Annotated in this window: 23 protein-coding genes; 11 read left to right on the forward strand and 12 right to left on the reverse strand. The window is 38.5% G+C overall.

What is annotated here, in order from left to right; genetic code table 11:
- The first annotated feature begins 813 nt into the window (after window positions 1–813).
- Complete coding sequence (gene rpmF, locus FJR09_RS04010; RefSeq protein WP_041457480.1) at window positions 814–990, forward strand: 50S ribosomal protein L32; 177 nt, start codon at window positions 814–816, stop codon at window positions 988–990.
- Window positions 991–1262: 272 nt separating this feature from the next.
- Here rpmF and FJR09_RS04015 read toward each other — a convergent pair whose 3' ends face one another.
- Window positions 1263–2648 (reverse strand): aldehyde dehydrogenase, encoded by a 1386-nt coding sequence (locus FJR09_RS04015; protein WP_168653548.1) that lies wholly within the window; start codon window positions 2646–2648, stop codon window positions 1263–1265.
- Window positions 2649–2714: 66 nt separating this feature from the next.
- On the opposite strand from FJR09_RS04015, the gene FJR09_RS04020 reads away from it, so the two are divergent.
- Window positions 2715–3428, forward strand: a complete 714-nt coding sequence (locus FJR09_RS04020) for a rubrerythrin family protein (RefSeq protein ID WP_015078056.1) — start codon at window positions 2715–2717, stop codon at window positions 3426–3428.
- A 230-nt stretch (window positions 3429–3658) separates the two neighbouring features.
- A complete protein-coding gene (locus tag FJR09_RS04025; protein ID WP_015078055.1) occupies window positions 3659–4402 on the forward strand; it encodes a DUF561 domain-containing protein in 744 nt (247 codons plus the stop codon).
- A gap of 141 nt (window positions 4403–4543) precedes the next feature.
- On the opposite strand, the gene FJR09_RS04030 is transcribed toward FJR09_RS04025, so the two are convergent.
- Window positions 4544–5692 (reverse strand): DegT/DnrJ/EryC1/StrS aminotransferase family protein, encoded by a 1149-nt coding sequence (locus FJR09_RS04030; RefSeq protein ID WP_168653549.1) that lies wholly within the window; start codon window positions 5690–5692, stop codon window positions 4544–4546.
- Between the two features lie 31 nt (window positions 5693–5723).
- On the opposite strand from FJR09_RS04030, the gene FJR09_RS04035 reads away from it, so the two are divergent.
- Window positions 5724–6134, forward strand: a complete 411-nt coding sequence (locus FJR09_RS04035) for a hypothetical protein (protein WP_254433027.1) — start codon at window positions 5724–5726, stop codon at window positions 6132–6134.
- Window positions 6135–6148: 14 nt separating this feature from the next.
- Window positions 6149–6925: an iron export ABC transporter permease subunit FetB gene (fetB, locus tag FJR09_RS04040; protein WP_015078052.1), complete on the forward strand. Its 777-nt coding sequence runs from the start codon at window positions 6149–6151 to the stop codon at window positions 6923–6925.
- Between the two features lie 160 nt (window positions 6926–7085).
- Here the strand turns inward: fetB and FJR09_RS04045 are convergent, their stop codons facing one another.
- From FJR09_RS04045 to FJR09_RS04065, 5 genes are all read right to left on the reverse strand, one after another.
- Window positions 7086–7304, reverse strand: a complete 219-nt coding sequence (locus tag FJR09_RS04045; RefSeq protein WP_015078051.1) for a hypothetical protein — start codon at window positions 7302–7304, stop codon at window positions 7086–7088.
- A 517-nt stretch (window positions 7305–7821) separates the two neighbouring features.
- Complete coding sequence (locus FJR09_RS04050) at window positions 7822–8004, reverse strand: chlorophyll a/b-binding protein (protein WP_015078050.1); 183 nt, start codon at window positions 8002–8004, stop codon at window positions 7822–7824.
- Window positions 8005–8131: 127 nt separating this feature from the next.
- Entirely contained in the window at window positions 8132–9070 is a 939-nt protein-coding gene (locus tag FJR09_RS04055) for a cation diffusion facilitator family transporter (protein WP_168652578.1), read from the reverse strand.
- 224 nt (window positions 9071–9294) lie between these two features.
- Window positions 9295–10554 (reverse strand): tetratricopeptide repeat protein, encoded by a 1260-nt coding sequence (locus tag FJR09_RS04060; protein ID WP_168654018.1) that lies wholly within the window; start codon window positions 10552–10554, stop codon window positions 9295–9297.
- A gap of 571 nt (window positions 10555–11125) precedes the next feature.
- Entirely contained in the window at window positions 11126–12457 is a 1332-nt protein-coding gene (locus FJR09_RS04065) for an AAA family ATPase (protein WP_168652580.1), read from the reverse strand.
- Window positions 12458–12596: 139 nt separating this feature from the next.
- Here FJR09_RS04065 and FJR09_RS04070 point away from each other — a divergent pair, with 139 nt between their 5' ends.
- Complete coding sequence (locus FJR09_RS04070; protein ID WP_015078043.1) at window positions 12597–13397, forward strand: DUF4058 family protein; 801 nt, start codon at window positions 12597–12599, stop codon at window positions 13395–13397.
- A gap of 86 nt (window positions 13398–13483) precedes the next feature.
- Here FJR09_RS04070 and FJR09_RS04075 read toward each other — a convergent pair whose 3' ends face one another.
- Complete coding sequence (locus FJR09_RS04075) at window positions 13484–16027, reverse strand: DNA topoisomerase (ATP-hydrolyzing) subunit A (protein ID WP_168651608.1); 2544 nt, start codon at window positions 16025–16027, stop codon at window positions 13484–13486.
- A 215-nt stretch (window positions 16028–16242) separates the two neighbouring features.
- Between FJR09_RS04075 and FJR09_RS04080 the strand changes: the two genes are divergently transcribed.
- Window positions 16243–16641 (forward strand): response regulator, encoded by a 399-nt coding sequence (locus tag FJR09_RS04080; protein ID WP_168651609.1) that lies wholly within the window; start codon window positions 16243–16245, stop codon window positions 16639–16641.
- 80 nt (window positions 16642–16721) lie between these two features.
- Here FJR09_RS04080 and FJR09_RS04085 read toward each other — a convergent pair whose 3' ends face one another.
- The 3 genes from FJR09_RS04085 to FJR09_RS04095 all read right to left on the reverse strand — a co-directional run bounded on the left by FJR09_RS04085 (window position 16722) and on the right by FJR09_RS04095 (window position 19981).
- The gene (locus FJR09_RS04085; RefSeq protein WP_168631842.1) at window positions 16722–17582 is read right to left on the reverse strand and encodes a tetratricopeptide repeat protein; all 861 of its coding nucleotides are present in this window, start codon (window positions 17580–17582) and stop codon (window positions 16722–16724) included.
- Between the two features lie 120 nt (window positions 17583–17702).
- Window positions 17703–19217 (reverse strand): cell wall metabolism sensor histidine kinase WalK, encoded by a 1515-nt coding sequence (locus FJR09_RS04090; protein ID WP_254433030.1) that lies wholly within the window; start codon window positions 19215–19217, stop codon window positions 17703–17705.
- 242 nt (window positions 19218–19459) lie between these two features.
- Window positions 19460–19981, reverse strand: a complete 522-nt coding sequence (locus FJR09_RS04095) for an HNH endonuclease (RefSeq protein WP_051155158.1) — start codon at window positions 19979–19981, stop codon at window positions 19460–19462.
- A 496-nt stretch (window positions 19982–20477) separates the two neighbouring features.
- On the opposite strand from FJR09_RS04095, the gene ppk1 reads away from it, so the two are divergent.
- Together ppk1 and FJR09_RS04105 are read left to right on the forward strand one after the other, a co-directional pair.
- Window positions 20478–22643, forward strand: coding sequence for a polyphosphate kinase 1 (ppk1, locus tag FJR09_RS04100; RefSeq protein WP_168652760.1), 2166 nt, complete (start codon window positions 20478–20480; stop codon window positions 22641–22643).
- Window positions 22644–23102: 459 nt separating this feature from the next.
- On the forward strand, window positions 23103–23537 hold the full coding sequence (locus FJR09_RS04105) for a response regulator transcription factor (protein ID WP_168651612.1): 435 nt from the start codon (window positions 23103–23105) through the stop codon (window positions 23535–23537).
- 146 nt (window positions 23538–23683) lie between these two features.
- On the opposite strand, the gene FJR09_RS04110 is transcribed toward FJR09_RS04105, so the two are convergent.
- A complete protein-coding gene (locus FJR09_RS04110; protein WP_015078035.1) occupies window positions 23684–23866 on the reverse strand; it encodes a hypothetical protein in 183 nt (60 codons plus the stop codon).
- Between the two features lie 136 nt (window positions 23867–24002).
- On the opposite strand from FJR09_RS04110, the gene FJR09_RS04115 reads away from it, so the two are divergent.
- Together FJR09_RS04115 and FJR09_RS04120 are read left to right on the forward strand one after the other, a co-directional pair.
- On the forward strand, window positions 24003–24551 hold the full coding sequence (locus tag FJR09_RS04115; RefSeq protein WP_168631845.1) for a DUF2854 domain-containing protein: 549 nt from the start codon (window positions 24003–24005) through the stop codon (window positions 24549–24551).
- Window positions 24552–24884: 333 nt separating this feature from the next.
- The gene (locus FJR09_RS04120; RefSeq protein ID WP_168652759.1) at window positions 24885–26630 is read left to right on the forward strand and encodes a bifunctional serine/threonine-protein kinase/formylglycine-generating enzyme family protein; all 1746 of its coding nucleotides are present in this window, start codon (window positions 24885–24887) and stop codon (window positions 26628–26630) included.
- Window positions 26631–26843 lie beyond the last annotated feature (213 nt).

The following is a 26843-nucleotide window of genomic DNA, read 5'->3' on the forward strand; positions in this document are numbered from 1 at the left end:
ATACAGAACAACCATTTTCAGTGATCCTCGTTTCAATTATTAGCCAAGTTGGCAAAAAAATCCGAATTATTCATAAGAATACCCGGTAAGTGGGAAACTCAGTGGCTTTAGCCCTGAGAGGGAAACGGCACGAGCGGTTTTAACCGCTGTGAATCTTAAAATTGAAACCAGATTTTTGATTGGAACCTGGAAACCAACTCCCATTTCTGGGGTAATGTTAGCTAGATGCCTCCGGCACGCTGGCGCGAACGACCAGTTATAAGAGCTTGTTAGACTTGCAACACTGTTTCAGTGACCTTAAAACTGTTTAATTGCCAGCGACAGAGCAGGGAACTAGTGAAGCAGCGCGGTCTTGGGGGTTTCCCCCATGAGCGACTGCTGAACCCCGAAGGGGCTACGCATTCCAGGGTGTCGTGACTCAAATAACGGCTACCCTTCGACTACGCTCAGGGTGGTCTGGTCAGTACGGCTTGCTTGATTACTCTTGCAAGCCCAGTCCCTTTAGGGCTGGGTTACTGACAGTGGAGTTTGGCTGTTCTTAGCAGTTCCTTTATGGTTAACGACGGAAGCGATCGCACCAATCTTATCATTAAAAGTCATTCGTCCTCAATGGAAAAAACTTCCTGATCCCCAACAAGCGGGCAATTTACTTCAAAACAGCCCGCTTGTTACTGTTATTTGATCAATAGATGACAAGCATTCCAATCCTTAATCTTTAGCGATGATTTGGATAACAGTTCTTTTAATAGTCCCATAATGTCAATTGATCGCTTACAATAGGAAGGTTGTCAAGAATCACGATATACCGCTGTCATGGCTGTTCCTAAGAAGAAAACATCAAAATCTAAACGAGATAAACGTCGCGCTACCTGGAGACACAAGGCTGTTGTTGAAGCGCAAAAAGCTCTTTCCCTTGGTAAATCCATTTTGAGTGGCCGTTCTAAATTCGTCTATCCAACGACTGAGGAAGAAGAAACAGAAGAATCTTAAAGAAGAATTCAGTAGTCTCCAATTCAGGAGTTAGAATAAATTTATACTCGTGACGGCTGAGATTTGAATTTTTACAAGATTACTAAAAACCTAAATGTGTAAGGGTTTAGCACTGCGCTTTACCCCTACCTGGAGAATCAAACAATTAAGCCATTTTTTGTATCAATACCTACGAATCAAGGCTTTTTTCAATTTGGCTAAGGTATTGAAGTATAGATTGGGATTCCTAGAAAATCCTCAAGTTAAATTCTGACTCTGTGATTCCTGGAATTTTAAATGCCAATAATTTTTTTCAATAGCGATAATTTACCTTGATAGGGTGCGTATCGCCAATTTATATCTAAACGAAATGAGTTTTGCAAGACACTTTTGTCATGAGAAAAAGTGTCGAAACCAGCTTTACCGTGATAGCTACCCATCCCACTATCACCCACACCCCCAAATGGTAAAGAAGAAACAGCAACCTGCATTACTGTGTCATTAATACATACTCCCCCAGATGACGTTTCCTGTAAAATGCGGTTTTGCAGGTTTTTGTTTTGGGAAAATAAATATAAAGCCAGGGGTTTTGGTCTAGAGTTAATTAAGGTAATAGCTTCATTGATATCTGTATATTCAATGATGGGTAAAATTGGCCCGAAAATCTCCTCTTGCATAACTGCATCTTCTAAAGAAACATTTTCTAATAAAGTAGGAGCAATATAAAGTTCTTCACGGTTAGTTTCACCACCAATAATCACTTTACCACATTTGAGTAAATTAGCTAATCTGTCAAAATGTTTTTGATGAATAATTCTGGCATAATCGGGACTATTAGCAGGATTTTCACCATAAAATTCTTTGAGACATTTTTGCAAAGCATTAACTAAATTTGGTTTAATTTTAGCATCTACCAACAAATAATCCGGGGCAATACAAGTTTGTCCAGCATTAATAAATTTACCCCAAATAATGCGTTTGGCGGTATGTTCTAGATTGATATCTGTATCAATGATACAAGGACTTTTTCCCCCCAATTCCAAAGTCACTGGAGTGAGATGTTTTGCAGCAGCTTCCATGACAATTTTACCAATGGCTGTACCACCCGTAAATAAGATGTGATCAAATTTTTCTGCTAGTAACTGTTGACTAGTTTCGACTGCTCCAGGGACAACTGTAATATATTCTGGATCAAAGTATTTATGAATAAGTTCTGTGATTAAATTGGAAGTATGAGGCGCAAGTTCTGAAGGTTTAATAATAGTACAATTTCCCGAAGCAATCGCCCCAACCAAAGGTGAGATAATTAACTGAAAGGGATAATTCCAAGGACTAATAATTAAAATTACTCCTAACGGTTCTGGATATATTTTAGCCGAGTATGGAAATAAGTCTAAAGGAACGGCTGCTTTTTTGGGTTTTGTCCAAGTATTGATATGTTTGAGAGCATAATCAATTTCTTTATTCACACCGATTTCTGTAGCGTAACTCTCAAATTCTGGTTTACGTAAGTCGGCTTTTAATGCTTGAATAATTGCTGTTTTATTCTCAATTACTAATTGTTTGAGGATTTTGAGTTGTCCAATCCGAAAAGTAACATTTTTCGTTTTACCAGTTTGGAAAAACTGCCGTTGTTTGGCAATAATCTCGACGCATTTTGGTAATTCGTTAGTAATCATTTTAACCAAATTTTAAAGTATATGTTTTAATATAATGCAATAACCTCTCATAGAGATTCACCAATTATGGATTTGTCCAATTTTACTACACTACAAAATTTAGAATCAGCCTTTGGTGGGGAATCAATGGCAAATCGTAAATACCTATTTTTTGCAGCAGTAGCACGTAAACTGGGTTTTTCCGATTTAGCGAAACTTTTTAAAGAAACAGCAGATCAAGAAACTGAACACGCTTTTGCACATTTTGAATTATTACATCCAGAACTTGTAGTTAAAGACGCGGCGGTTTTAACTGATGCACAAAAACGGGAAATTATCTCTCGTTGTTTGTCTTTAGCGATCGCAGGTGAAACCTATGAATATACAACAATGTATCCTGAATTCGCTGCTGCTGCCCAAACTGATCGAGATCATCCCGCAGCGGCAGAATTTCTCCAACAAGCTCAAGAATCTAGTGATCATGCTAACACATTTCGCACCGCAGCCCATCGTTTTGGATTACTTAAATTCATTGAAAATCATCACGCAGATCGCTACACTGAAGCCTTAGAAGTATTAAACGGTGGAGAAGCTGTCACCAGAGTTGTCAGTGAAGATCCGCAAACGCAAAAATGGATTTGTAGACAATGCAGTATGATTTACGATCCGGTTACTGGTGATCCTGATTCGGGAATTGCACCAGGTACAGCGTTTGCAGATATTCCTGATGATTGGAATTGTCCTATTTGCGGTGCGACGAAAAAGACTTTTAAGCCCCTTGAGGAAAAAGTTGCTGGTTAAGATAAGTAAATATCGCAGTTTTATTTAATTCTAAGTACAAGCAAAATATAAGTTATTGGTGTCAGGTCATTAAAAACACATCTACCAGTAGTATCCATAATTACAGACACTTCACTACTATTTAATTGAGGAAATTACTGGAGTGAAGTGGACTGAATTTTTTTCAAAATTAAATATTGCTATATTTAGTGTAAAAATATTCCTACTGAAATAAGCTGCAAAAAAAAATTATGACTATGTATCCTAACCTCAACCGGGCATTTGCTCATCCTGTACTAAAGGTAATTAGCGGTTTGAATAATTTCAATGCTGCTAGTGTGGCTGCAACTGTAAAAGCGGCTGATTTGGGTGGTGCGACTTTTGTGGATATTGCTGCTGATGTGGATTTGGTAAGATTGGCGAAAACCTTGACTAAGTTACCTATTTGTGTATCTGCGGTTGAACCAGAGAAGTTTGTCACTGCTGTGGCTGCTGGTGCGGATTTGATTGAAATTGGTAATTTCGATTCTTTCTACGCCCAAGGACGCAGATTTGAAGCTGCTGAGGTTTTGGAACTAACTCGCCAAACCCGTGCCTTGCTGCCAGAAATTACCCTATCTGTGACTGTTCCCCATATTCTCACCTTAGACCAACAGGTACAACTGGCTGAAGATTTGGTGAAAGCGGGTGCTGATATTATTCAAACTGAAGGTGGTACTAGCAGCAATCCTATTCACCCTGGTACTTTGGGTTTAATTGAAAAGGCTGCTCCTACTTTAGCCGCAGCTTATGAAATTGCCCGTGCGGTTTCTGTGCCTGTACTGTGTGCTTCTGGTATTTCTAATGTTACTGCACCTTTAGCGATCGCTGCTGGTGCATCTGGTGTTGGTGTCGGTTCGGCTATCAACCAACTCAACAGCGAAATCGCTATGATTGCTGCCGTGCGGAGTTTAGTAGAAGCTTTAGCGACTGCAAATACTCGCACATTTGCGTAAGAAGTAAAAGGCAAGAGGCAATAGGCAATAGGCAATAGGCAATAGGCAATAGGCAATAGGCAAGAGGCAAGAGGCAAGAGGCAAGAGTAAAGATATTCTCCCCTGCCCCTCTGCCCCCTGCTTCTTCGCACTTTGACAAATTCAAGATAAACAATTTTTCAAAGTATCAATGACTTTATCTTGTTGTTCTTGCTCCAATTCTGGGAACATGGGTAAAGATAAAACTTCTTGACTTGCTTGTTCTGATACTGGCAATTGTCCTGGTTGATAACCTAAATTTTTATATACTGGTTGCAAATGCAAAGGTAAGGGATAGTAAATCATGGAATTAACACCCTGTTCCTGCATTTGGTTTTTTACGGAATCTCGATATTTACCACTTGCACCATTACGTCTTTCTCCAGAGATGCGAATGGTGTATTGATTCCAAACACCAACTCCGGAGGTAAATTCCTGGGGGACAATGATATCAGAAAGTTGACTGAGGTGTTGGTAATAATAATCAGCGATTTGCTTGCGTCTGTTATTCCAAAGATCGAGATAGCGGAGTTTAATTTGCAGAATTACGGCTTGAATAGCATCTAAACGACTATTGACACCGATTTCTTCATGAATATATCTTACTTTACTACCATGTTCTCGCAAAACTCGTAATTGTGTAGCGATCGCTGGATCATTTGTGGTAATTGCCCCACCATCACCGCAACCACCGAGATTTTTGGTAGGGTAGAAACTAAAACAACCAATATGTCCAATACTCCCAACTTTTTGATTTTCCCAACTTGCACCGGTAGCTTGAGCGCAATCTTCAATTACTGCTAAATTATGAGCTTTGGCAATTTCCATTAATCCTGTCATATCTACAGGGAGTCCAAATAAATGCACTGGCATAATTGCCTTGGTTTTTGCTGTAATCGCTGCTGCTACTTTTTCTACATCTAAATTAAACGTAGTCGCATCAATATCTACAAATACTGGTATTGCTCCAACGGCACTGATAACTTCTGTTGTCGCAAAAAAAGTAAATGGTGTGGTAATAACTTCATCACCTGCCCCAATTCCTAAAGCGCGTAATGCTAAAAATAGGGCATCAGTACCAGAGTTACAAGCTACGCATTCGCTTACGCCATTATAAGCTGCAAACTGTTGTTCAAAATCTGTAATTGCTGGACCACCAATATAACGCCCAGAAGCCAGAACCGCTAAGACAGCAGCACTTACTTCAGTTTCAATGGTGGCATATTGTTGTTTAATATCAAAGGCCGGAATCGAATTTACACTTTTAATCATGAGGTTTTATTTGTCAGTTGTCAGTTGTCAGTTGTCAGTAGGGGCGAAGCATTTGGAAGGTAAATTATCGGTCATTGCCAAAAATAGTTCTCCAAATGCTTCGCCCGTACAGTTGTCAGTAGGGGCGAAGCATTTGGAAGATAAATTATCGGTCATTGCCAAAAATAGTTCTCCAAATGCTTCGCCCGTACAGTTGTCAGTAGGGGCGAAGCATTTGGAAGATAAATTATCGGTCATTGCCAAAAATAGTTCTCCAAATGCTTCGCCCGTACAGTTGTCAGTAGGGGCGAAGCATTTGGAAGATAAATTATCGGTCATTGCCAAAAATAGTTCTCCAAATGCTTCGCCCGTACAGTTGTCAGTTGTCAGGATAAAGAAGGAAGAATTAAAAAGATTTCCCTGTTCCCTATTCCCTGTAATACGTAAAGTTTTTAATTGTTAAGAGGTAGAGAAACTATGCCAGAGCTAATCAAACTGGATATGGTAGATTTGGCGTTAGCTATAGGGTTAATGGCGATCGCCATTGGGATATCGGCGTGGGAGCAATTAGGACTAGAATTAAATTTAAGCGTAGCTACTGGTAGAACTATCCTCCAACTACTTGTATTAGGATACACTTTTGACTTCATTTTTGCCGTTAACAATGTTTGGGCGGTACTGGGAATTTTAGCAATAATTTTGACAATTACTGTAATTATTACTCGCAACCGCATCAGTCAAAAAATTCCGCAAGTTTTACCTTTAGCTGGAAGTGCGATTTTTGTCAGCACGTCCTTAACATTGCTTTATACCAATTTTTTAATTATTCAACCAGAAAGATGGTATGAACCACGTTATATCATTCCCTTAGCTGGCATCTTGCTGGGTAATGCCATGAATGCAGCCGCAATAGCCGGAGAACGTCTAGTTAGTAGTATCAACCAATTTCCCACGGAAATAGAAACTCATTTAAGTTTAGGTGCAACTGCTGAACAGGCGATTAAGCCCTACCGCAAAGAGGCGATTCGCGCCGCACTTATGCCGACTTTGAATCAAATGATGTTGATTGGTATGGTAACAATACCAACCTTTACCAATGGACAATTATTAGCCGGTATCACACCGCTGGAAGCTGTGTCCTATGAGATTTTAATTATTTTTATGGTAGCTGTCACAAACTTATTAACAACTATTTTAATTACCAAAGGTTTATGTCGGCAGTTTTTTAATTCAGCAATGCAGCTTATTCGATAATGAGTGATTGGTGAAGAGAAATTTAGTTGTAGGTTGGGTTGAGGTAACAAAACCCAACAGTTATAATGAAGGTGCATAGAATAAGATTCTAAGAATAATTGACCGCAGATGAACGCGGATAAACGCGGATAAATTAATAGATTTTGTAATGCTTTTTATATTAACAACAAGTTCTCACATATTCTTGAAAAACTGGAGATAATTTAAACAGAATTTTATATTCTTTGATTTTGGTTACTAAATACCGTTGTTTTAAGGATTGTAAACCATTATTAAAATCAACTGAGGGTAAATTTAAACTTTGTCTTAATTTTTCTCTGGAAATAGGGTTTTCAAATTTACTTAGTTGTAACCCACATTCCGCACCCTTAACTGTCACAATCGTTTATTACGGAAATTAATTAATAAAAAAGGAGTAAAAAATTACCTTTAACTTAAAAAAATAGATTTTGGATAGAAAAATTTATTAGATATATTCTCAATAAGGAGCAATAAATACAAGAGTGGTTTGGTAGAGAATTTTAATAATATAATTATATGCTGATAATATCAATACATAATTGTAACTTATGTTTATCTAAAAATAAAGTTAAAAAGGCCATGAAAATTTCAGAACATTAATTTTATTAATGAACCAAATGGTCTAATTAAAATATTGATAATATTGATAAATCAACTTATATATCTGTAGTAATTACGGCAAGCTTCCGGGAGGAATAGAAGAATGTATTTCATTTCTGATGTTAAATTATAAAATTCTCTTTTTTCTTGAAAAGTAACAAGATGAACTTGAGCCGATACACAAGTTAGGCATCTTAATATTCACAAATAAATAACCTGGCAGTTATTATCAACTACCAGGCTTTTGATTACTCAAAAATTATGTTATGGAGAAATTACAGAATACCCCAGAAGTGGAGAAAGCCTTGACCAGAAAATAGTTCAATCAAAGCTGCTGCTGAAAAACCAATCATTGCTAAACGACCGTTCCAGATTTCTGCTCCCGGTGTAAAACCCCATTGCCAAGCGTTGCGATCTGTAGCTACAGGTGCTTTAGCTGTTTTTGTTGCATTAGTCATGATCAGCACTCCAATTAGGATTTACTAAGCTTTGTTGTCTTATGTAAATAAATATAACATTTTTCTGAAAAAAATAACATTTATTTATATTTTTTTTTGCAACTATGTGTAGATCAGGATCTTATGCTTAAACCACGTGGTCTGGTTCTAAAGCACAGGGATACGCCGAATCCCCCGTTTCTACCTGAATAGTAGAGTGTTGAATCCCGAAATGGTGTTCAAGTTCGTGACAAACTTCCCATAAAAAAGCATCACCAGGATAACCTTCTGGTATGACTAAATGAACTGTGAGTGCGGTTTCTGTCGTACTCATAGCCCAAATGTGAAGATCATGGATTTTTGACACCCCAGGACATTCAATTAAGTAATTTTTCACAGCCCGCAGTTCAATTCCTGCTGGTACACCATCAAGTGCTAAATTTACGGAGTCTCTAAGTAAATGCCACGTTCCGGCGACGACAACAGCCACCAGCACTAAGCTAACTAATGGGTCAAGCCACAGCCAATGGGTGAATAAAATCGCAATTCCAGCTACCACAACTCCCAAGGATACCAAGGCATCAGCAGCCATGTGTAAAAATGCTCCCCGAATGTTTAAATCGCTTTTGCGTCCTGACATAAACATGAGTGCAGTAGCAGTATTAATGATAATGCCGACCAGGGCAACACCAATAATAGTTTCTCCCGATACTGGACCAGAATCATTAAAGCGGCAAATAGCTTCCCAAGCAATAGCACCCATAGACAAAAGCAAGACCACAGCATTTACTAAAGCAGCTAAAATCGAAGAAGCACGCAATCCATAGGTATAGCGGTGGCTGGGAGGACGACGGGAGAGGGAACTTGCACCCCACGCTAGGAGGAGTCCCAAGACATCACTTAGGTTATGACCCGCGTCAGCAAACAAAGCCAAGGAGTGTGCTAAGTAGCCATAAGTGGCTTCAATAATCACAAATCCTACATTCAGCGCTGTTCCAATGGAAAAAGCCCGGCTAAATGTGGCTGGGGCGTGACTGTGATGGTGTCCATGTTCGTGGTGATGATGATGGTCGTGGTCCTGTGTCATAGTGATGAGTTGGGAGTAAAGAACTAGATAAATACTATGGTTGGTACATTGCTATTGAACCTGATAGCGGTATTTTAGTGCGTTCTACTTAATATCACCGCAAATACTGTACTTCCCAATCTTCAGATATATTGAAAAAAAGAACTCATATAAAGCTAAAATTTAGAATACATGATAATAAATTCATAATTAATAACATTCAGTATATGCCTATTATACCTAATTTATTTAATCAATTCTTGAAAACGTTCATCTTCCCGAATAGCATCAAAATCTGAATCAGTTTTTGCCCATTCTCTAACTTCAGGATGCAAATTAATTGCTGTTTTTAGGTTTTCAATTGCTTGTTCAATATTACCTTGCAGGGAATAACTATAAGCTTTATTGTACCAAGCTTGGTGATCATCAGGTTTAAATTCCACAGCTTCGTCGTAGGAAGATATGGCTTCTTCATACCTGCCTAAATTACCTAGGGAAATGCCCCGGTTGTTCCAAGCTTGGTGATAATCAGGTTTAAATTCCACAGCTTTGTCGTAGGAAGATATGGCTTCTTCATACCTGCCTAAATTATCTAGGGAAATGCCCTGGTTGTACCAAGCGTTGTGATAATCAGGTTTAAATTCCACAGCTTTGTCGTAGGAAGATATGGCTTCTTCATACCTGCCTAAATTACCTAGGGAAATGCCCCGGTTGTACCAAGCTTCGTAGTAATCAGGTTTAATTTCCACAGCTTTGTCGTAGGAAGATATGGCTTCTTCATAATCTTTTCTAACTCCTTGCAAATTACCTAATCCAAAAAATAATTTAGCTTTTTGTTCATCATCTATTTCATGTTCAATAATATCTATAATTTCTAGAATTTTCTTATTTGCTTCTTCATCCGTTAATTTTACATATTCCTCATAATTTCTTTCCCGAATAATCCTTGTAGCTTCTTGTTCTAGAGTTTTTGAATCTAAAGGAAAATCAAATAAACCAGAACGCCAATCAAAGAAATCGGGGGCGCGGTGAATAAAATATTTAATTGCAAACTGCGGTAATAAAAATATAAAACAAATATTAAAACTATCTCTAAACCGTTCTCGTTGTTGGTTGATATTAATTAAAATCGGTGGTACACTTTCCCAACTATAATGATGAGTTTGTCGACTATTCCAACCTACTAAAGTTTTGGCTTCTTCGTATTTATAGAATGAAGACTCTAAGCCTGTAATAAATAATATATTGATATTGTTTTTGTTAGGTAATTTATCAACTATTGCATATAAATTCGTCACATCTTTATCTAATTTGATAACTTCTATATTTTGATCATGAATATCTGCTTTCACTTGACTAATTAATTGTTCACCTCCGGCCGGAGAACAACGCACAAATAATATACTAAAGCCGTCTGTAAACTGAAGTGTACGAATAAAGGCTTGATATTCTTCATCTTTTTCTATTGGTAAATCTTGATCCCAATCAGTGAGTTTAAGAGGCATAATTTTAGAGGATTTTTTAATAAAATTGTTATTAATATTACGACTTTAAAAACCTAACCCCTAACCCCTTCCCTACAAGGGAAGGGGAACAAAAATAGGAAATTCACAGCATCTAAACTTTTTCCTGTCCCCTCTCCTCTTAGGAGAGGGTTAGGGAGAGGTCTAACTATCCAGGATATACCACAAACCTAACCCCTAACCCCTTCCCTTGTAGGGAAGGGGAACAAAAATAGGAAATTCACAGCATCTAAACTTTTTCCTGTCCCCTCTCTTCTTAGGAGAGGGTTAGGGAGAGGTCTAACTATCCAGGATATACCAGAAACCTAACCCCTAACCCCTTCCCTAGAAGGGAAGGGGAACAAAAATAGAAAATTCACAGCATCTAAACTTTTTCCTGTCCCCTCTCTTGTTAGGAGAGGGTTAGGGAGAGGTCTAACTATCCAGGATATACCAGAAACCTAACCCCTAACCCCTTCCCTAGAAGGGAAGGGGAACAAAAATAGAAAATTCACAGCATCTAAACTTTTTCCTGTCCCCTCTCTTGTTAGGAGAGGGTTAGGGAGAGGTCTAACTATCCAGGATATAATTGATTATAGGCATCCTGAAATGTTTTTATTCCTTTAATTAGAGGATGAATATCATACCAAACGTTACTTCCTCCCTCTGATTCGAGATAGCGATATTCTAAAATACAACGATTAAATAATAAACCCCGATGTAACTGATCATTAACTATTTCTTTGGAATAATGAACATTTGCCAGATCTTTCCATTCATTCGCATAAATGGTATCTTTATATGTCTTTCGCAATTCGCTAATTGAACGCTGCAAGGCTTTGTCAGTAATAGGTAAAGACGTTGTATATTTGAGTGCTTCCTTCATTAATAATAATAAATTCCGCGCATGACCGCCACTCATTAAACATAACATTTCTAAAGATGATCTGCTTTCAAATAAATCAACAATAGATTTATTAGGATCTACTTTCTTTAGTCGTTTTTGGAGAATTTCAATAACTTTATCAAGTCCTGGTGAAAAAGGCTCATTTTCAGGAGTTTTTACCATAATCATCGGTAAAACTTGGGGAAGTCCATAAATCTCTGTTAATGATGCTGCGCGGTCAGAATAAAGTAAAGAAATTGGGATAGTATAAACTAAATGACAATCTAAATTTTTGAGTTGTTCATTACGGTCTATAAAAATTTCGTCATGATTGCTGCGACCATCTGCTTGAATTATAGGGACAATTCTATCTAAGCTATCAGCAATTAAGACCAATTCAGAATATTTTGAAAGTAGATTTTTTTTAGCATCTCGAATAAATTCATTTAACGCCTCAATTAAAGTAGTAGTATGAGGATCAATCAATTGACGAATTTTTTGGCGTTCACTGGGTTCACTTCGGATTTTAGTGGTAATTTTGGCAAATTGTGAAACCTGTGCTTCAATTGATAATTCATCTATAAAAATCTTTGTTTGTAATAAATCTTTTAGATCTTCACATCGTTCTTTTAACCAATTCAATACAGCTTGAGAATCAGTTCTATCTTTAAATGCTGTTAAAATATTGCGTGTGCAAGCTAAAAGAATATCTGTATATTGAACATCCTCTGGATCAATATCTTGTTCATCAGCCGCAAAGTAGACGACAAAAAAACCGTTTTCATCTAAATATTTTTGTAGTCTTAGTAATTCTGTAGATTTACCTGCACCACGATGACCTGCATATAATTGACAGGTTTTTCTGTCAGAATATAATATCTCTCTCCCTACCGCTTCCAATATGTCACCATCTCCCCGCACATCGGTACAATCCACATAAGCAGGATCTCCAGCAGGTAAAGGTCGGAATGGGTCAAAAGCGTTATATAGTCGTTTTAAGAAGGCAAAATTTGAGGTCATAGTCGTAAATTTCAGCATCTAGAGTTATATTAACGCAAAAAAACTGAGATTTATATTTTTATTTGAATACTTACCAGCATCCAGAGCAAAACCTGCATAAATGCTATACTAAACGAGTAACTCTTAGAGTGATAAATTTATGAGTTCACCATTTCCAGGGATGAATCCCTACTTAGAAAATCCTGATTTATGGTCAGAAGTACATCATAGATTAATTACAGCGATCGCTATTGCTATCTCTCCTACTTTGCGTCCTCAATATCGAGTAGCTATTGAAAAACGTACCTATAGACTTGATACTGAAGACTCTTTATTAATTGGTATTCCTGATGTAGCAATTTTATCAGTTAAACAAGCACAAAAACCAAATATTCATAAAACTGCAATAGCAACTTTATCCACAGAAACAGAAAATAAGGCGATTACTGTAACCTTACCATTACCTTTAGAAATTAAAGAAGGATATTTAGAAATTAGAGAAGTTTCTACAGGTAAGGTAGTAACTATAATTGAGATACTTTCTCCCACTAATAAAAAAACTAAAGAAGGTAGAAAATCCTATTTAGATAAACGGGAGAAAATATTGCAAAGTGATACTAACTTAGTAGAAATTGACTTAATTAGAACTGGGGAAAAAATGCCCATTGTTACCAGGATTTCTGATACAGATTATCGCATTTTAATTGTGAGATCCTATCGGTTTCCATCGGCTCAATTATTTGCATTTTCCGTCAAACAAACTATACCTAATTTTCCCATACCTCTACAAAAAGGAGAGGAGGAAATAGAGTTAAATTTACAGAATTTGTTCTTAGAAATATATGAACAAGCTGCATTTGATTTAACTTTAGATTATCATATTCCTCCTGTACCAGACTTGTTAGCGGAAGATCGAGAATGGATGGATATATTATTAAAAGAACAAGGAAGAAGAGAGTAAATAAAAATTATTACTGACATTGCCGTTAAAATGATTGATTTGGTCTTAAAAATCCCCGTATCTAGAGACCGGGGACTGTCAAAATCCTACTCTACTTCCACCACACTAATAATCCTCTCATCCCGATTAAGTTGACAAATACTTTCACCCTTACTATCTTTGTTGAGATTAGGAACTGCATCTATTGATACGCGGATAACTCGCTCCTTATTTGTCAATAATGCAACCTCCGAACCTGGTTTTGCTGCTACCATAGCCGCTAAATTGTCGGTTTTATTATTAAACTTCACAAGTTGTACCCCTAAATCCCCCCGACTAGCCGCCCTCAACTGATTTGCAGCTATAATTTTGCCATATCCTTCTTCCGTCACCAGCAATAATTGGTTATATTTACTGACATTGACACAACCAACCATTTGCTGATTTTTCAAAAGGCGGAAAGCTTGTAAACCCATTGCAGCCCGACCCATAATCGGTAGTTGTTCATCATTGACGGGAAACCTTAATAGACGACCGCTAGAACTCGCCAAAATTAGATGTTCTCCGCTGCTGAGGAATTGGGTAAACGCTAATTCGTCCTTATCTTTAAGCTTCAAAATTGTAATTCCTCGCCGTGAGAAATTCACAAATTCCGACAAAGATAGGCGTTTAATCCGTCCTTCCTTCGTTAACAGAACCATTTCCAACGTTTCGGGTTTTTCTGGCAACAAGAACCGAGTAATGATACCTTCCGTGTTACCTTGAGCGGTACTGGTAAGCATCGTAATCAATGGCGTTCCTCGTGCTGAACTTGTAGTGAGCGAAGTCGAACTACGTCCAGTAGTCAAAGGAATATCTCCCACCGTAATGGGATAGACTTTACCACCGCTAGTGAGGATTAACAGGTCTTTGTGAGTATTAGTTAATGCCGTTTGGATCAGGAAATCATGATCTAGCAAGCCATTTTCCCCTTTTGTTTTTTTACTGTTGGGGGAAATCCGCCGCACATAACCCCGCTGAGTAACTTCGACAATAGTTTCCTCTAGCGGTGCTTCCGGTTTAGGAGTGGGGATTTTCGCTGGAGAATGTTCTTCTGCGGCTACTGCTGCTGCTTTAGCTTTACCTTTCTCTTCGGAAACTGGTTTTTCTGTAGTGTGAATTATTTTCGTCCGTCGCGGATCATTGTACTTCCGTTTGAGAGTTCGCAAATCTTTTTTCAGGGCTTTGAGTAATTCCCGTCTGTCGTCCAGTAATGTCCGCAATATACTAATTTCCTGGTTAAGTTGGTCAAATTCCTGTTGTAAATTTTGCTGTTCTAACCCAGTGAGACGACGTAAGGGCATAGACAAAATGGCATCTGCTTGGACATCACTTAAATCTAGGCGATTACAAAGTGTCATCTTGGCGGTACTGCCATCGGGCGCTTGCCGTAATATAGCAATAACATCATCCAAATTTGCTAAAGCTTTCAGTAATCCTGCCAGGATATTTACCCGATTTTCCGCTTTTCCTAATTCGTAACTGTAGCGACGGTTGAGGGTATGTTCTCGGAACTTGAGAAATTCGTCTAATAGTTGTCGTAAGGTTAATTGGCGGGGTTGTCCATCAACTATAGCTAAGAGAATCGCGCCAAAGTTAGTTTGTAAAGCAGTTTGGTGATATAAATGCTGGAGCAATTCCTGGGGATTTGTATCGCGTTTGAGTTCAATAACTACACGCATTCCGTCTCTGTCACTCTCATCTCGAATGTCAGAAATTCCTAGTAAACGACCTTGGTTGACTAAATCGGCGATTTTTTCAATCCAACCAGCCTTATTAACTTGAAAGGGCAGTTCAGTGACTATTAATGCTGTCCGGCGTTTAGTTCCCCTGGTGGCAGGAATTTCTTCCATTGTGACGATGCCGCGCATGATAATACTACCTTTACCAGTGGTATAGGCTTCTCTAATGCCGCCATGATCAACAATTTCCCCACCAGTAGGAAAGTCGGGACCAGGAATTAATTGAAATAATTTTTCATCGCTTAACTCTGGGTTGTCAATTAAGGCAATTAAGCCATCAACGATTTCTCCCAAATTGTGGGGGGGGACATTTGTAGCCATCCCTACGGCAATTCCTGCACAACCATTCAGTAACAAAAATGGTAATTGAGCCGGGAGTACGGTTGGTTCTTGTTGGGAATTGTCGAAATTACCAGTAAAATCCACAGTTTCGTCGGCAATTTCCGCCAACATTCCCTCATGTCCCACCGGTGCAAGACGGGTTTCCGTGTAACGCATGGCTGCCGGTGGATCATTATCAACGCTACCAAAGTTACCATGTCCGCCCAGTAAGGGATAACGGCTGGAAAAGTCTTGGACTAGCCGAACTAAGGCATCATAAACTGATTGATCACCGTGAGGATGATATTTACCGAGAACGTCTCCCACTACACGAGCGCATTTTCGGTAAGGTCGATCTGGTGTTAAACCGAGTTCGTGCATGGCATATAGAATCCGCCTATGTACTGGTTTTAACCCATCTCGAACATCTGGTAAGGCTCGCCCCACAATCACACTCATGGCATATTCTAGGTATGACCGTTGCATTTCGGTGTGTAGGGCGGTGGTGATGACCTGTCCCTTGGAGAGAAGGTTTAACTGTTTTGCCATGAGGTTTTTCCCTGAATTTTGACTACACAACAGCCGCTAGAAGTTGACACGCTCCGCAATCACAGCATAACGGATTAAATAGAAATACTCACACAATCTTGATACTCATGAAGATAAAAAGCAGTAGTATTATCCTTGATGTGATCTAAGCTTATAGATTATTAAAAATACAATACAGATTGGTCAGGTGTTAACCCTATTTAATATAAAGTCTCATGAAAACTGTTCTAATTGTGGAAGATGATTTAATTAATGCTCGCGTTTTTTCTAAAATTCTGAGTAAACGCGGGGGATTGGGGGTAAAACATACGGAAAATGTAGAAGAGGTCATGGAAATTGCCCAAGCTCGTGAAATTGACCTGATTTTAATGGATGTGTCCCTATCACGTAGTGTATACCAAGGTAAGTCTGTTGATGGGATCAAAATTACACAGATGTTAAAGTCTAACCGACAAACAGCCAACTTACCAGTGATTTTAGTGACCGCACACGCGATGGAAGGAGATCGGGAGAATTTTTTGAACCAAAGCGGTGCTGATGCTTATATTTCTAAGCCTGTGGTTGATCACCAACTGTTTATTGACAAAATTATGGCTCTTTTACCACCAGAATAGTCAGTTGTCCGTTGTCCGTTGTCCGTTGGCAAATTCTTTCCCCCTACTCCCCCTACTCCCTCTACTCCCCCTACTCCCTATTAGGGTGCTTCCTCCTGGGGCTGTGAGGCTGATTTAATTTGTGGTAATTCTAAGAATTTTTTGGTGTCTGTAAGTAAGCGATCGCCCCACAGGTTTTCTTTGAGAAAATCTAAGTCAGCATAACGGGAATCTATGCGGAGCGCGGATACTCCCATTTGTAAACTTTTTTGTTTATCGCCCTGATTATAGGAAGCTACGGCTAAAGCTAATAAAGGTTCTGCGGCTTTTTTATCAATGCTAACTGCTGTTTGCCATTGCTGGATCGCTCCGGTGACATCACCTTGTTCGTATTTGATTAAACCAATATTGTTAATTGCTGGCCAAAACTTTTTATCTTGGTTGACTGCTAAATTGAATTGAGCGATCGCATCTGGGAATTTCTGTAACATCAAGTAAGCATTGCCCAAATCAAACAACCCTCCAGAATAATTGGGTTTTAATTTCAAACCAGCTTGATAATTGGTAATAGCTCCTTGGTAATCTTTTTTTTGAAACTTAGCTGAACCCAACGCAAACTGCACTTCAGGATTTTTAGGATTGAGGGTTTGGGCTTTGCTCAAGGAGGTAACAGCCTGATCAAATTCTTTATTTTGTAAATGCAAACTCCCCAGTAGCCACCATACTTTGTCATTCTGCGGGGCTAATTTCGTAGCCAACTGCGCTCTGAGCAAAGCTGGTTCAACCTGCTGAAACTGAGCTAATTGAGCCGCTTGCTGGGCTAAATTCAAGCCCTGTTTCTCTAATTGAGCATTATCAACTTGCACTGTATGCGGAATAAATGCTTGAGCATGAGCAGCTTTTGGCAAACTCCATACACTACAGGCAACTAAAAGAGAAATCAACCGAATATATTTTGGCACACTACCACCTACTAGTCCGAATATTGGAATCTTATCGCTAACGCCACGCTATCAGATAGATTGGTCAATTGTCAGTTGTCAGTTGTCAGTTGTCAGTTGTCAGTTGTCAGTTGTCAGTTGTCAGTTGTCAATGAGTAATTTTATTCTTCCTTCTTCCTTCTTCCTTCTTCCTTCTTCTTCTTCTTCTTCTTCTTCTTCCTCCTCCTGACTCCTGACTCCTGACTCCTGACTCCTCTTATCAAAAATGGGTAGAATCACAGTGAAAGTAGTACCTTCACCCAGATTGCTGGCTACTTGAATTTGTCCTTGATGATGCTCGATAATGGCTTGAGCGATCGCTAATCCTAATCCTGAACCAGTAGTTGTGGCTGTAGCCGTTTTCCCACCTTTATGACTTCGTGCCGGATCAACTCGATAAAAGCGGTCAAATAATTTTGGCAGCGCGTCCGCAGGAATACCAGAGCCAGTATCACTAACTTTTACTTGTAAATGAGAATTAGTGTAACGCATTCCTGTAACTCGATTTATCCCCTCTATTCTTGCTAACTCTACTTTTATTACTCCCTGGGGTGGAGTATATTGCAAGGCATTACCAATCAAATTTGTAAATAATCTGACTAATTGCTCCCAATTTCCCGTGAGAGTAAACCAGTTTTCTAATAATTCGGGATTAACTTCCGTCAACGGAGAATCAACTAAGTTCAAACCCAGATTAATTTGTTTTTCTCTAGCTACAAATTGTTGTTCTTCTACAACTTCCATTAACAAAGCATCAAGAGGACAAGATGAAAATAAATCTGTATTAATCCCACTATCTTGTCTAGCTAAAAATAGCAAATCATTAACTAACTTTCCCAATCGTTGAGTAAGTCGTTCTACTACTTTTAATTGTTGTTTATATTGAACTGTATTTTTTTCTTCTTCCCGTGCATCCAAATCAGCCAAAGCAATTTGCACATTAGTTTGAATCAAAGCAATCGGACTTCTTAATTCATGGGAAGCATCAGCAGTAAATTGTTTTAAGCGTTGGTAAGATTCTCCAACTGGTTCCATAGCTTTGCCAGATAAAAACCAACCACTAGCGGCTACTGACAAGATCATTAGAGTGATACCTAAAGCCAAATCAAAAATTAATTCTCTGCTAGGTTTCGTTACCTCAAACCAAGGATGACTTACTCGTAAATATCCTAAAACCTGTCTTCCTTTTTCTATCCTTTTTGTAACTTGTCTAAATAACTGTGCAGATTCTCCCCATCCTCCTATGCCTTCTATTTGCACAGTTTCACCTGTATGATTAGTATGAATAGGAATATCTAGTATTGCCGAAAAAGTTGACCACAATAATTCACCATTAGGACTAAACCACTCTAAATCAATCCGATCATCTTCGGTATTTTCAGCATTATTAGGAAAACTAGCTTCTACATTTACTCGCACTTGATTTGGTTGAAAGTTTATCGGTTCAATTACCAAAGAACGCTCGACAACTTCCACGACATGATACAATGTATCGTCAATTCTTTCAATTAATGTACTGCGAACATACAAATATACTCCACTGGCAAATAATAATAGTAAAATCGCAGTTATAGTAGTGTACCAAATCGCTAACCGCCGACGAGTAGCTTGAAACAGATAAATAGACATAAAATTAATAACCAGTCATTTATAATTTGACAGACTACTAGATCCCTGACTTCTTTTAGAAGTCAGGGATCTCTCTCCTAGAAAATATTCACAAATCAAATATTATTCCTATCTTACTCATTTGATATCGTAACTCTGCTTAATGTGCGCTATATGATCGACAGTGCAATCCAACAAATCATGTTAGGTCTTCTTGTGTTAACTGAACCTATAAGGTTATCCCACTAAATTTATGAAATATCAAATCCACTGGCGTAGCGTTTAATAAACTCAACACCTTTATCTGTTACCCAATAAGTAAATGTCAGTGGAAACATTTTCCTAATCCCAGAAGGACTGTCAGCCAAATATGACATCCCATCAATTTGTTTATCTAAGAAAAAACCATCTCTTACAGCATTTGCGACCATCAAATCACCCGCAGCACCCAATACAAATACCCGATCTTCTGACTTTGCAAGAGCCTCAAACAGGCGACGTTCAACTTCACCGTAACGATTGTTCAAGATTCCCAGATTCTGCTTGTACATCTGCACAGATGTTTGATCAATTTCTTTTTTTTGGTCATACCTAGTATGGCAGTTTGGACAAAGGGCTATCAAGTTCTCAAACGAATTGTCCTTTGTTTTCGCCCATGGAACTATGTGGGCTATCTCAGTTGTTGTTGATCGGCAAGTGGGGATTGCACACCGATGTCCTGCTTCTACAAGAACTGCACGTTTGATTTTAGATGGAATGGCTATGCGTTGCATTACAGTTATTTTTCCGTACTAACTAACAAAGATCACGTTAAGAATAGCAAGAAATTTTCTTGATATCTACTTAATTTAGGGTAGATGACTAGAATTTCTCTAAAAATTATCATGATTTCAGAACTTACTTTCTAACCACCATAAGTATATTAACTTGCAAATAAGCATTGCTGGAGATGAGGCAATCATTATAAGCTGTCACGCATCTAGTTTTTGAACCCAATCTAGGCTATAGGCGGGTTTCCACCTTCAAATTATACAATTTAAGTGCGCGACAGCTTACTCATCCACAGTATCCATCGCATTGTCAATCAAATTTGTTGAGACTTAATTAAATTTGCTCTCGTATCTGAATAAAATATTTTTTATACATAAAAATATCAAATCGCCAACTTAATCAGGTTTCTATACCAAGAATTGTTAAAATCTATGCCCCAGCCATTAAGATATTGATATTCATGCTCTATGGGCAATATCTGCCTTAATCTAGGTGATCATGGCAAAACCAAAAAAGAATTCTGATTCCATAAATCTGAGCGATCCACAATACTATATTAACCGTGAATTAAGTTGGCTAGAATTTAATCATCGGGTCTTACATGAGGCTTGTGATCCCAGAACTCCTCTGTTGGAAAGGCTGAAATTTTTGGCCATTTTTAGTTCCAATCTGGATGAGTTCTTTATGGTACGAGTAGCAGGTTTAAAGCAACAGGTAGAAGCCAGTATTAATTTATTAACGCCAGATGGACGCACACCAGCAAAACAGCTAGATGATATTCGTCTGCATTTGACTCCCCAACTCAAAAAACATAACGCAGAATTTGAGGAAGTTCTGCGACCACAGTTAGTAAAACAGGGAATCTATATTCTCGATTACATAGAACTGAATCAAAGACAGCGAAATTACTTAAATAACTATTTTGAAGAACAGGTTTTTCCGGTGCTAACTCCCCTCGCTGTTAATCCTGGTCATCCCTTTCCCCACATTTCTAATCTCAGTTTAAACCTGGCAGTGGTGGTCAAAAATCCCGATACTGAGGAGGAGTCTTTTGCTATAGTTAAAGTCCCGAAAGTCTTGCCACAATTTTTACCCTTACCACCAGAGTTGGGAATTCAGGAAGATGGTAAAACTGCTCATTGGATCGGAGTTCCCTTAGAACAAGCGATCGCTCATAACTTAGAATCCCTCTTTCCAGGGATGAGTATCCAAGAATATCACCCCTTCCGCATTACCCGTGATGCTGATCTGGAACTAGAAGAAGACGAAGCAGATGACCTGTTATTAGCTATTGAACAGGAACTTCGCAAACGCCGCATGGGTGGAAATACCGTCAGGTTAGAAATTCGCTCCCAAACCCCCGCATCAATTCGTTCCCGGCTCTTACAAGATTTGGGATTAACCGAAAGCGATATTTATGAAATTGATGGTCTTTTAGCACTGCGGGATTTAATGTATTTTCTGGCATTACCATTACCAGAACTTAAAGATCCCCCCCGTCAATCTGTTGTTCCTTCCCGCTTGCAACGGCTCAGAGAACCCTGTATTGATGCTGACGTTCCCGAACTAGAAGAAGGAAGAGACTTTTTTTCCATCATTCGTGAAAAAGATTTACTCGTCCACCATCCCTATCAATCCTTTTCTGGTACAGTAGTCCGGTTTATTACTAGCGCTGCCCATGATCCTCATGTTCTTGCCATTAAAATGACTCTTTACCGGACTTCTGGGGACTCACCCATCGTTAATGCTTTAATTGCTGCGGCAGAAAATGGCAAGCAAGTTTCTGTATTAGTCGAATTAAAAGCCCGGTTTGATGAAGAGAATAACATTTACTGGGCAAGGCGTTTAGAAAGTGTTGGTGTTCATGTTGTCTATGGTTTAGTTGGTTTAAAAACCCATAGCAAAATTGTTCTGGTAGTGCGCCGGGAAAAAGATAGAATGCGCCGTTATGTACACATTGGTACAGGGAATTACAACCCAAAAACTGCACGACTCTATACAGATTTAGGCTTATTTAGTTGTCGGGAAGAATTAGGTGCAGATTTAACAGATGTGTTTAATTTCTTAACAGGTTACTCTCGCCAAAAATCCTATCGAGAAATTATGGTAGCACCTGTGAATATGCGCGATCGCTTTCTGGAATTAATTAAGCGCGAAATTGAAAATGTCCACAATGGATTTTCTGGTCGCATCGTTGCTAAAATGAATGCCCTCGTTGATCCACAAATCATTTCTACACTATACGAAGCTTCTCGTGCAGGTGTACAAATTGACCTAATTATTCGCGGTATTTGTTGTTTGCGTCCCGGAGTGCCAAACCTGAGCGAAAATATTCGCGTCATCAGCATTATTGGTCGCTTTTTGGAACACTCCCGCATATTTTACTTCTACAACAATAGTCAAGAAGAAATATATATTGGTAGTGCGGACTGGATGCGTCGCAATTTAGATCGTCGAGTGGAAGTCATTACCCCCATTAAAGACCAAGATATTGCTAAGGACTTGCAAGAGATTTTAGGAATTATGTTGGCAGATAATCGTCATGCTTGGGAATTACAACCTGATGGTAGTTATATTCAAAGATGTCCTTGTGATAACTGTCCAGAAGCTAATTCTCAAAAAACTATTATGTCTATGACATTACGATCTGTAGGCATAAATTAAACTCTCATTAGTTGCAGCAAAAGTGAATAATAACCTCTGCCAATATCACCGACTTCTTTGATCAATTTTCTCATGCAAATAATTAATCGGAGAAGTCGGGGATCTCAACCATAGCTTAATTAACGTACCCTGCTGTAAATTCTTCTTGAGTCAATAAATATATATATTTTAAATAGTCTTCAGACTTATACAACTATCAGACTAAATGTATATTGTTGAGGACATTAGACTTGATATTCGGTGATGAATAACATATTTTGGAGATGATGCACTATGATAATATGCCAGTTTCATAAGTGCTGAATCTGTCGCCCCCAGTATTATGCAAAAAGAACAGTTTTTTATGGAAAATTTGCATAAAAATTAACTTTTAGTGGCTAAAATTCATCCATAAGATAGAGTGAAGTATTTCACTTGTACTCATAAACTATAAGAATTCATATTTATTCTTTTTCTGGAATGTTAATGTTGTCCCGTGAGTCTTCTAATTTGCGCGTTCTCATAGTTGATGATCATGAACTCACTCGTTTAAGCCTACAATTAGTTTTTTCTGTTCAAGAAAATATCCAGGTTGTTGGTTTAGCTAGTAATGGTCAAGAAGCTATAGAAATGGTTCAATGCTATCAACCTGATGTGATCATTCTCGATTTACAAATGCCAATTATGGATGGTTGGTCAGCATCTCATTACATTAAAGCTATATCTCCAAATACTCAAATTCTGGCTTATTCCTCTGTAGATGAAGTATCTTTTGGAAAAAACAAAACTAGGCATAACTTTGATAAAGTTTGCAAAAAAGATATTCCGACAAAGGAACTCATTGCCTTAGTCAGAGAGTTAGGGAACAGACATAGGTATTCTTCATTTCCAGAAGAAATATTGAACTCTGCCTAATCATAAATTTATGTAGGTTGGGTTGACCCTGGGAAACCCAACATCATTAATAATTAAAAAAGTACAAATTAGATCAGGCAAAAGGCAATTGACAATTATCAATTACCTTTTCTCCTGTCTAAGTTTTAGATAACTAACAACTTAGGTTAATTATTTCCTGCTTGGGGAATAGTCCGTTTAAATTCATCAATTAAATCATCTAATTCTTCCAAAGCTTGATTGACATCAACCCTTAAAGTTCCCAAATTGGGTTGTTCTAATAAACTCAGCAACCGCTCACGTTTACCTTGAACAGTGCTAATTCGGTCTTTAACTGTCTGAATATCCATTTTTTTGCGTCCAGTTTTGAAACACTTCAAATCTAAAGTTAACGCAAAAAGGAAAAATCTCCATATCCCTTTCCCAATCTGCCACCAATCAGCGATGATAATAAAAGATGAAAATAAATTATACTAAGCTTAAATTATGCTCGGCGGAATTTCTTTGGGAACACTTGGTTTAACAGTAGGTAGTATACTCACCATCACAGGTTTTGTTGCCTACTTCATGGATAACGCTACCCTCAATCTAGTAGGATTTTTCTATGGTTTTCCGCTATTACTGGGAGGTTTAGCCCTAAAAGCTAATGAACTTAAACCCATCCCCTTCAGCCAAACTAGCACACCATCAATCCTCGAACTCAGAAAGCAACAGGCAACTGTCACACAAACTAAAATCCGCAAAGACATCACCCGCTTCTGTTATGGGCAAAAATCCCATCTAGATTTAGCCTTGGCTTATCTAGGTTTAAGTCCCACAGACGAAGTCAGACCAGTCGTCACCGGTTTGCGAGAAACCGAAATCAACGGCGCTTATACCCTAATCCTAGAATTCGATTCACCACTTATCACCTTTGATACCTGGCAACAAAAGCATGAAAAAATGACCAAGTATTTTGGTCCAGGTGTAGAAGTCAACATTAAACAGCCCAGAGAGGACTACATTGAACTGTCTTTGATGAAAACTTTAATCTAAAACCTCTATCCCGCAAGGAACTCAAGTTCCTTGCTAATAGCGCAAGTCATCTAAAGATGACTAAACACTTAAAAAAGTTCCTAGTCCGTTTTAACGGACCTCAGCTATTAGACAGGGAATTTATTCCCTGGCTCAAGTTCCTTGCTAATAACAAAAGTCATCTAAAGATGACTAAACACTTAAAAAAGTTCCTAGTCCGTTTTAACGGACTTCAGCTATTAGACAGGGAATTTATTCCCTGGCGGTTGTCTGGCTGGCGGGTGTCTTAAACCTAGCTCTGGTAGAACTATCTTAGTATAGTATAAGCATCCCTAGAAATACCCACCATCTACCATGAGCCAATGCCTTAACCCCGCCTGTATTTATCAAAATCCCCAGGGTACTACCTATTGTCAAAAATGCGGCGGTAAAATCCTCTTAGATGATCGTTATCGTCCCATTAAATTTCTCGGAGAAGGTGGTTTCGGCAGAACATTTCAAGCAGTAGATGAAAAAAGATTAAATACACCCTGCGTCATTAAACAATTCTTACCTCAACAAGCAGGAAGCGGCGCATTACAAAAAGCCACTGAACTATTTCAACAAGAAGCCAAAAGACTGCAAGAACTAGGAAAACATCCCCAAATTCCAGACTTAGAAGCCTTCTTTCCCCAAGATGGTAGACTTTATTTAGTCCAAGACTTTATTGATGGTCAAAACTTATTACAAGAATTTCAAAATCAAGGCACATTAAACGAACCGCAAATCAGAAATATCTTAATAGAATTATTACCTGTTTTACAATTTATCCATGATAACAAAGTCATTCATCGAGACATCAAGCCAGAAAATATTATTAGAAGTAAGAACGGTAAATTATTCCTCATTGATTTTGGCGTTTCCAAAGAAACAAGCGGTAGTATTTTAACCAGAGTTGGTACAACCGTAGGTACTCCCGGATATGCGCCTCCAGAACAGTTACGGGGTATGGCTTACCATAATAGTGATCTCTATAGTTTAGCTGTTACCTGCGTCAGATTATTAACGGGACATTTTCAAAAATCTGATGGTTCAGATCAATTGTTTGATACTAACAGAATGGAGTGGCAATGGCGAAAATATGTTTCTTTAAGTCAGGAATTAATAGATGTATTAGAAACAATGTTGCAGGATATTCCTGCTAAACGTTATCAATCAGCCACAGAAGTTTTAGCGGCATTGTTAACTCAAAAAACAAGAGTTATTCCCACTCCACCACCACCACAAACTTCTCAAAATCCCTTTCAACAAATTTTCCAGTTTATTTCTCCACCCACAAACCCACCCAAACCACCAGCAAATATAAATCCTCAATCATCATTTCAAGAAAATTTGGGGAATGGTGTATTTTTAGAAATGATTGCTATACCCGGAGGAACTTTTCTCATGGGTTCACCGGAAGATGAAGCAGAAAGACTTAGTTATGAAAGTCCTCAACATCAAGTCACAGTTCCCAGTTTCTTTATGGGAAAATATCAATTGACACAGGCACAATATCAAGCTATCATGGGTGTTAATTCCTCTTCATTCAAAGGCAATAACCGCCCAGTTGAAAATGTCAGTTGGGATGATGCAGTCTCATTTTGTCAAGAGTTAACTCAAAAGACAGGAAACAACTACAGATTGCCCAGTGAAGCTGAATGGGAGTATGCTTGTAGATCTGGGACAAAAACGCCATTTTATTTTGGTGACAACATCAACCCAGGTTTAGTCAATTACGATGGCAATTATCCCTACAATTCCGCACCAAAAGGCAAATATCGAGAACAAACCACAGACGTAGGAACTTTTACTTTTCACCCTAACGCTTTTGGTTTGTACGATATGCACGGGAATGTCTGGGAATGGTGCGAAGATGACTGGCATGAAAATTATATAAATGCGCCTACAGATGGCAGTGCTTGGAACAGTCGAAGCAGCGGCAATACAAAGCTTCTTCGTGGCGGTTCTTGGTACCACAGTGCTGGGTACTGTCGGTCGGCGATTCGCTTTAGGGCTTCGCGTGATTCTCGTCACTACTACTACGGTTTCCGGGTCGTGTTCTGTTCCAGGACTTTGTAGCCCTTTATACTTTTATTCTTTTACTCTCTGCTCTTCTTTTCTTTTCCCTTCTTAACCCCTCCGCCTCTGGCGGAAAAAGTTTTTTTCCAGAAGAATATAGAGGTATTGATTGAACCATATCACATAAATTGGGAAAGTGTCAAGATCCTCAAGATTAACAGGTAGCTAGACAGTTAAATCATCTTTATGAGTAAGAGATTAGGACTTACGCAC

The sequence above is a fragment of the Dolichospermum sp. UHCC 0406 genome (assembly GCF_009712025.1).
Taxonomy (GTDB): Bacteria; Cyanobacteriota; Cyanobacteriia; order Cyanobacteriales; family Nostocaceae; genus Dolichospermum; species Dolichospermum lemmermannii.

Excerpts from the sequence above, each read along its gene's own strand:
- FJR09_RS04015 (WP_168653548.1), bottom strand. The coding sequence starts at position 2,648 with ATGATTACTAACGAATTACCAAAATGCGTCGAGATTATTGCCAAACAA.
- FJR09_RS04030 (WP_168653549.1), bottom strand. The coding sequence starts at position 5,692 with ATGATTAAAAGTGTAAATTCGATTCCGGCCTTTGATATTAAACAACAA.
- FJR09_RS04020 (WP_015078056.1), top strand. The coding sequence starts at position 2,715 with ATGGATTTGTCCAATTTTACTACACTACAAAATTTAGAATCAGCCTTT.
- FJR09_RS04075 (WP_168651608.1), bottom strand. The coding sequence starts at position 16,027 with ATGGCAAAACAGTTAAACCTTCTCTCCAAGGGACAGGTCATCACCACC.
- FJR09_RS04025 (WP_015078055.1), top strand. The coding sequence starts at position 3,659 with ATGACTATGTATCCTAACCTCAACCGGGCATTTGCTCATCCTGTACTA.
- FJR09_RS04050 (WP_015078050.1), bottom strand. The coding sequence starts at position 8,004 with ATGACTAATGCAACAAAAACAGCTAAAGCACCTGTAGCTACAGATCGC.
- FJR09_RS04115 (WP_168631845.1), top strand. The coding sequence starts at position 24,003 with ATGCTCGGCGGAATTTCTTTGGGAACACTTGGTTTAACAGTAGGTAGT.
- FJR09_RS04105 (WP_168651612.1), top strand. The coding sequence starts at position 23,103 with ATGTTAATGTTGTCCCGTGAGTCTTCTAATTTGCGCGTTCTCATAGTT.
- FJR09_RS04055 (WP_168652578.1), bottom strand. The coding sequence starts at position 9,070 with ATGACACAGGACCACGACCATCATCATCACCACGAACATGGACACCAT.
- FJR09_RS04060 (WP_168654018.1), bottom strand. The coding sequence starts at position 10,554 with ATGCCTCTTAAACTCACTGATTGGGATCAAGATTTACCAATAGAAAAA.
- FJR09_RS04080 (WP_168651609.1), top strand. The coding sequence starts at position 16,243 with ATGAAAACTGTTCTAATTGTGGAAGATGATTTAATTAATGCTCGCGTT.
- rpmF (WP_041457480.1), top strand. The coding sequence starts at position 814 with ATGGCTGTTCCTAAGAAGAAAACATCAAAATCTAAACGAGATAAACGT.
- FJR09_RS04065 (WP_168652580.1), bottom strand. The coding sequence starts at position 12,457 with ATGACCTCAAATTTTGCCTTCTTAAAACGACTATATAACGCTTTTGAC.
- FJR09_RS04095 (WP_051155158.1), bottom strand. The coding sequence starts at position 19,981 with ATGCAACGCATAGCCATTCCATCTAAAATCAAACGTGCAGTTCTTGTA.
- FJR09_RS04070 (WP_015078043.1), top strand. The coding sequence starts at position 12,597 with ATGAGTTCACCATTTCCAGGGATGAATCCCTACTTAGAAAATCCTGAT.
- FJR09_RS04110 (WP_015078035.1), bottom strand. The coding sequence starts at position 23,866 with ATGGATATTCAGACAGTTAAAGACCGAATTAGCACTGTTCAAGGTAAA.
- FJR09_RS04120 (WP_168652759.1), top strand. The coding sequence starts at position 24,885 with ATGAGCCAATGCCTTAACCCCGCCTGTATTTATCAAAATCCCCAGGGT.
- ppk1 (WP_168652760.1), top strand. The coding sequence starts at position 20,478 with ATGGCAAAACCAAAAAAGAATTCTGATTCCATAAATCTGAGCGATCCA.
- fetB (WP_015078052.1), top strand. The coding sequence starts at position 6,149 with ATGCCAGAGCTAATCAAACTGGATATGGTAGATTTGGCGTTAGCTATA.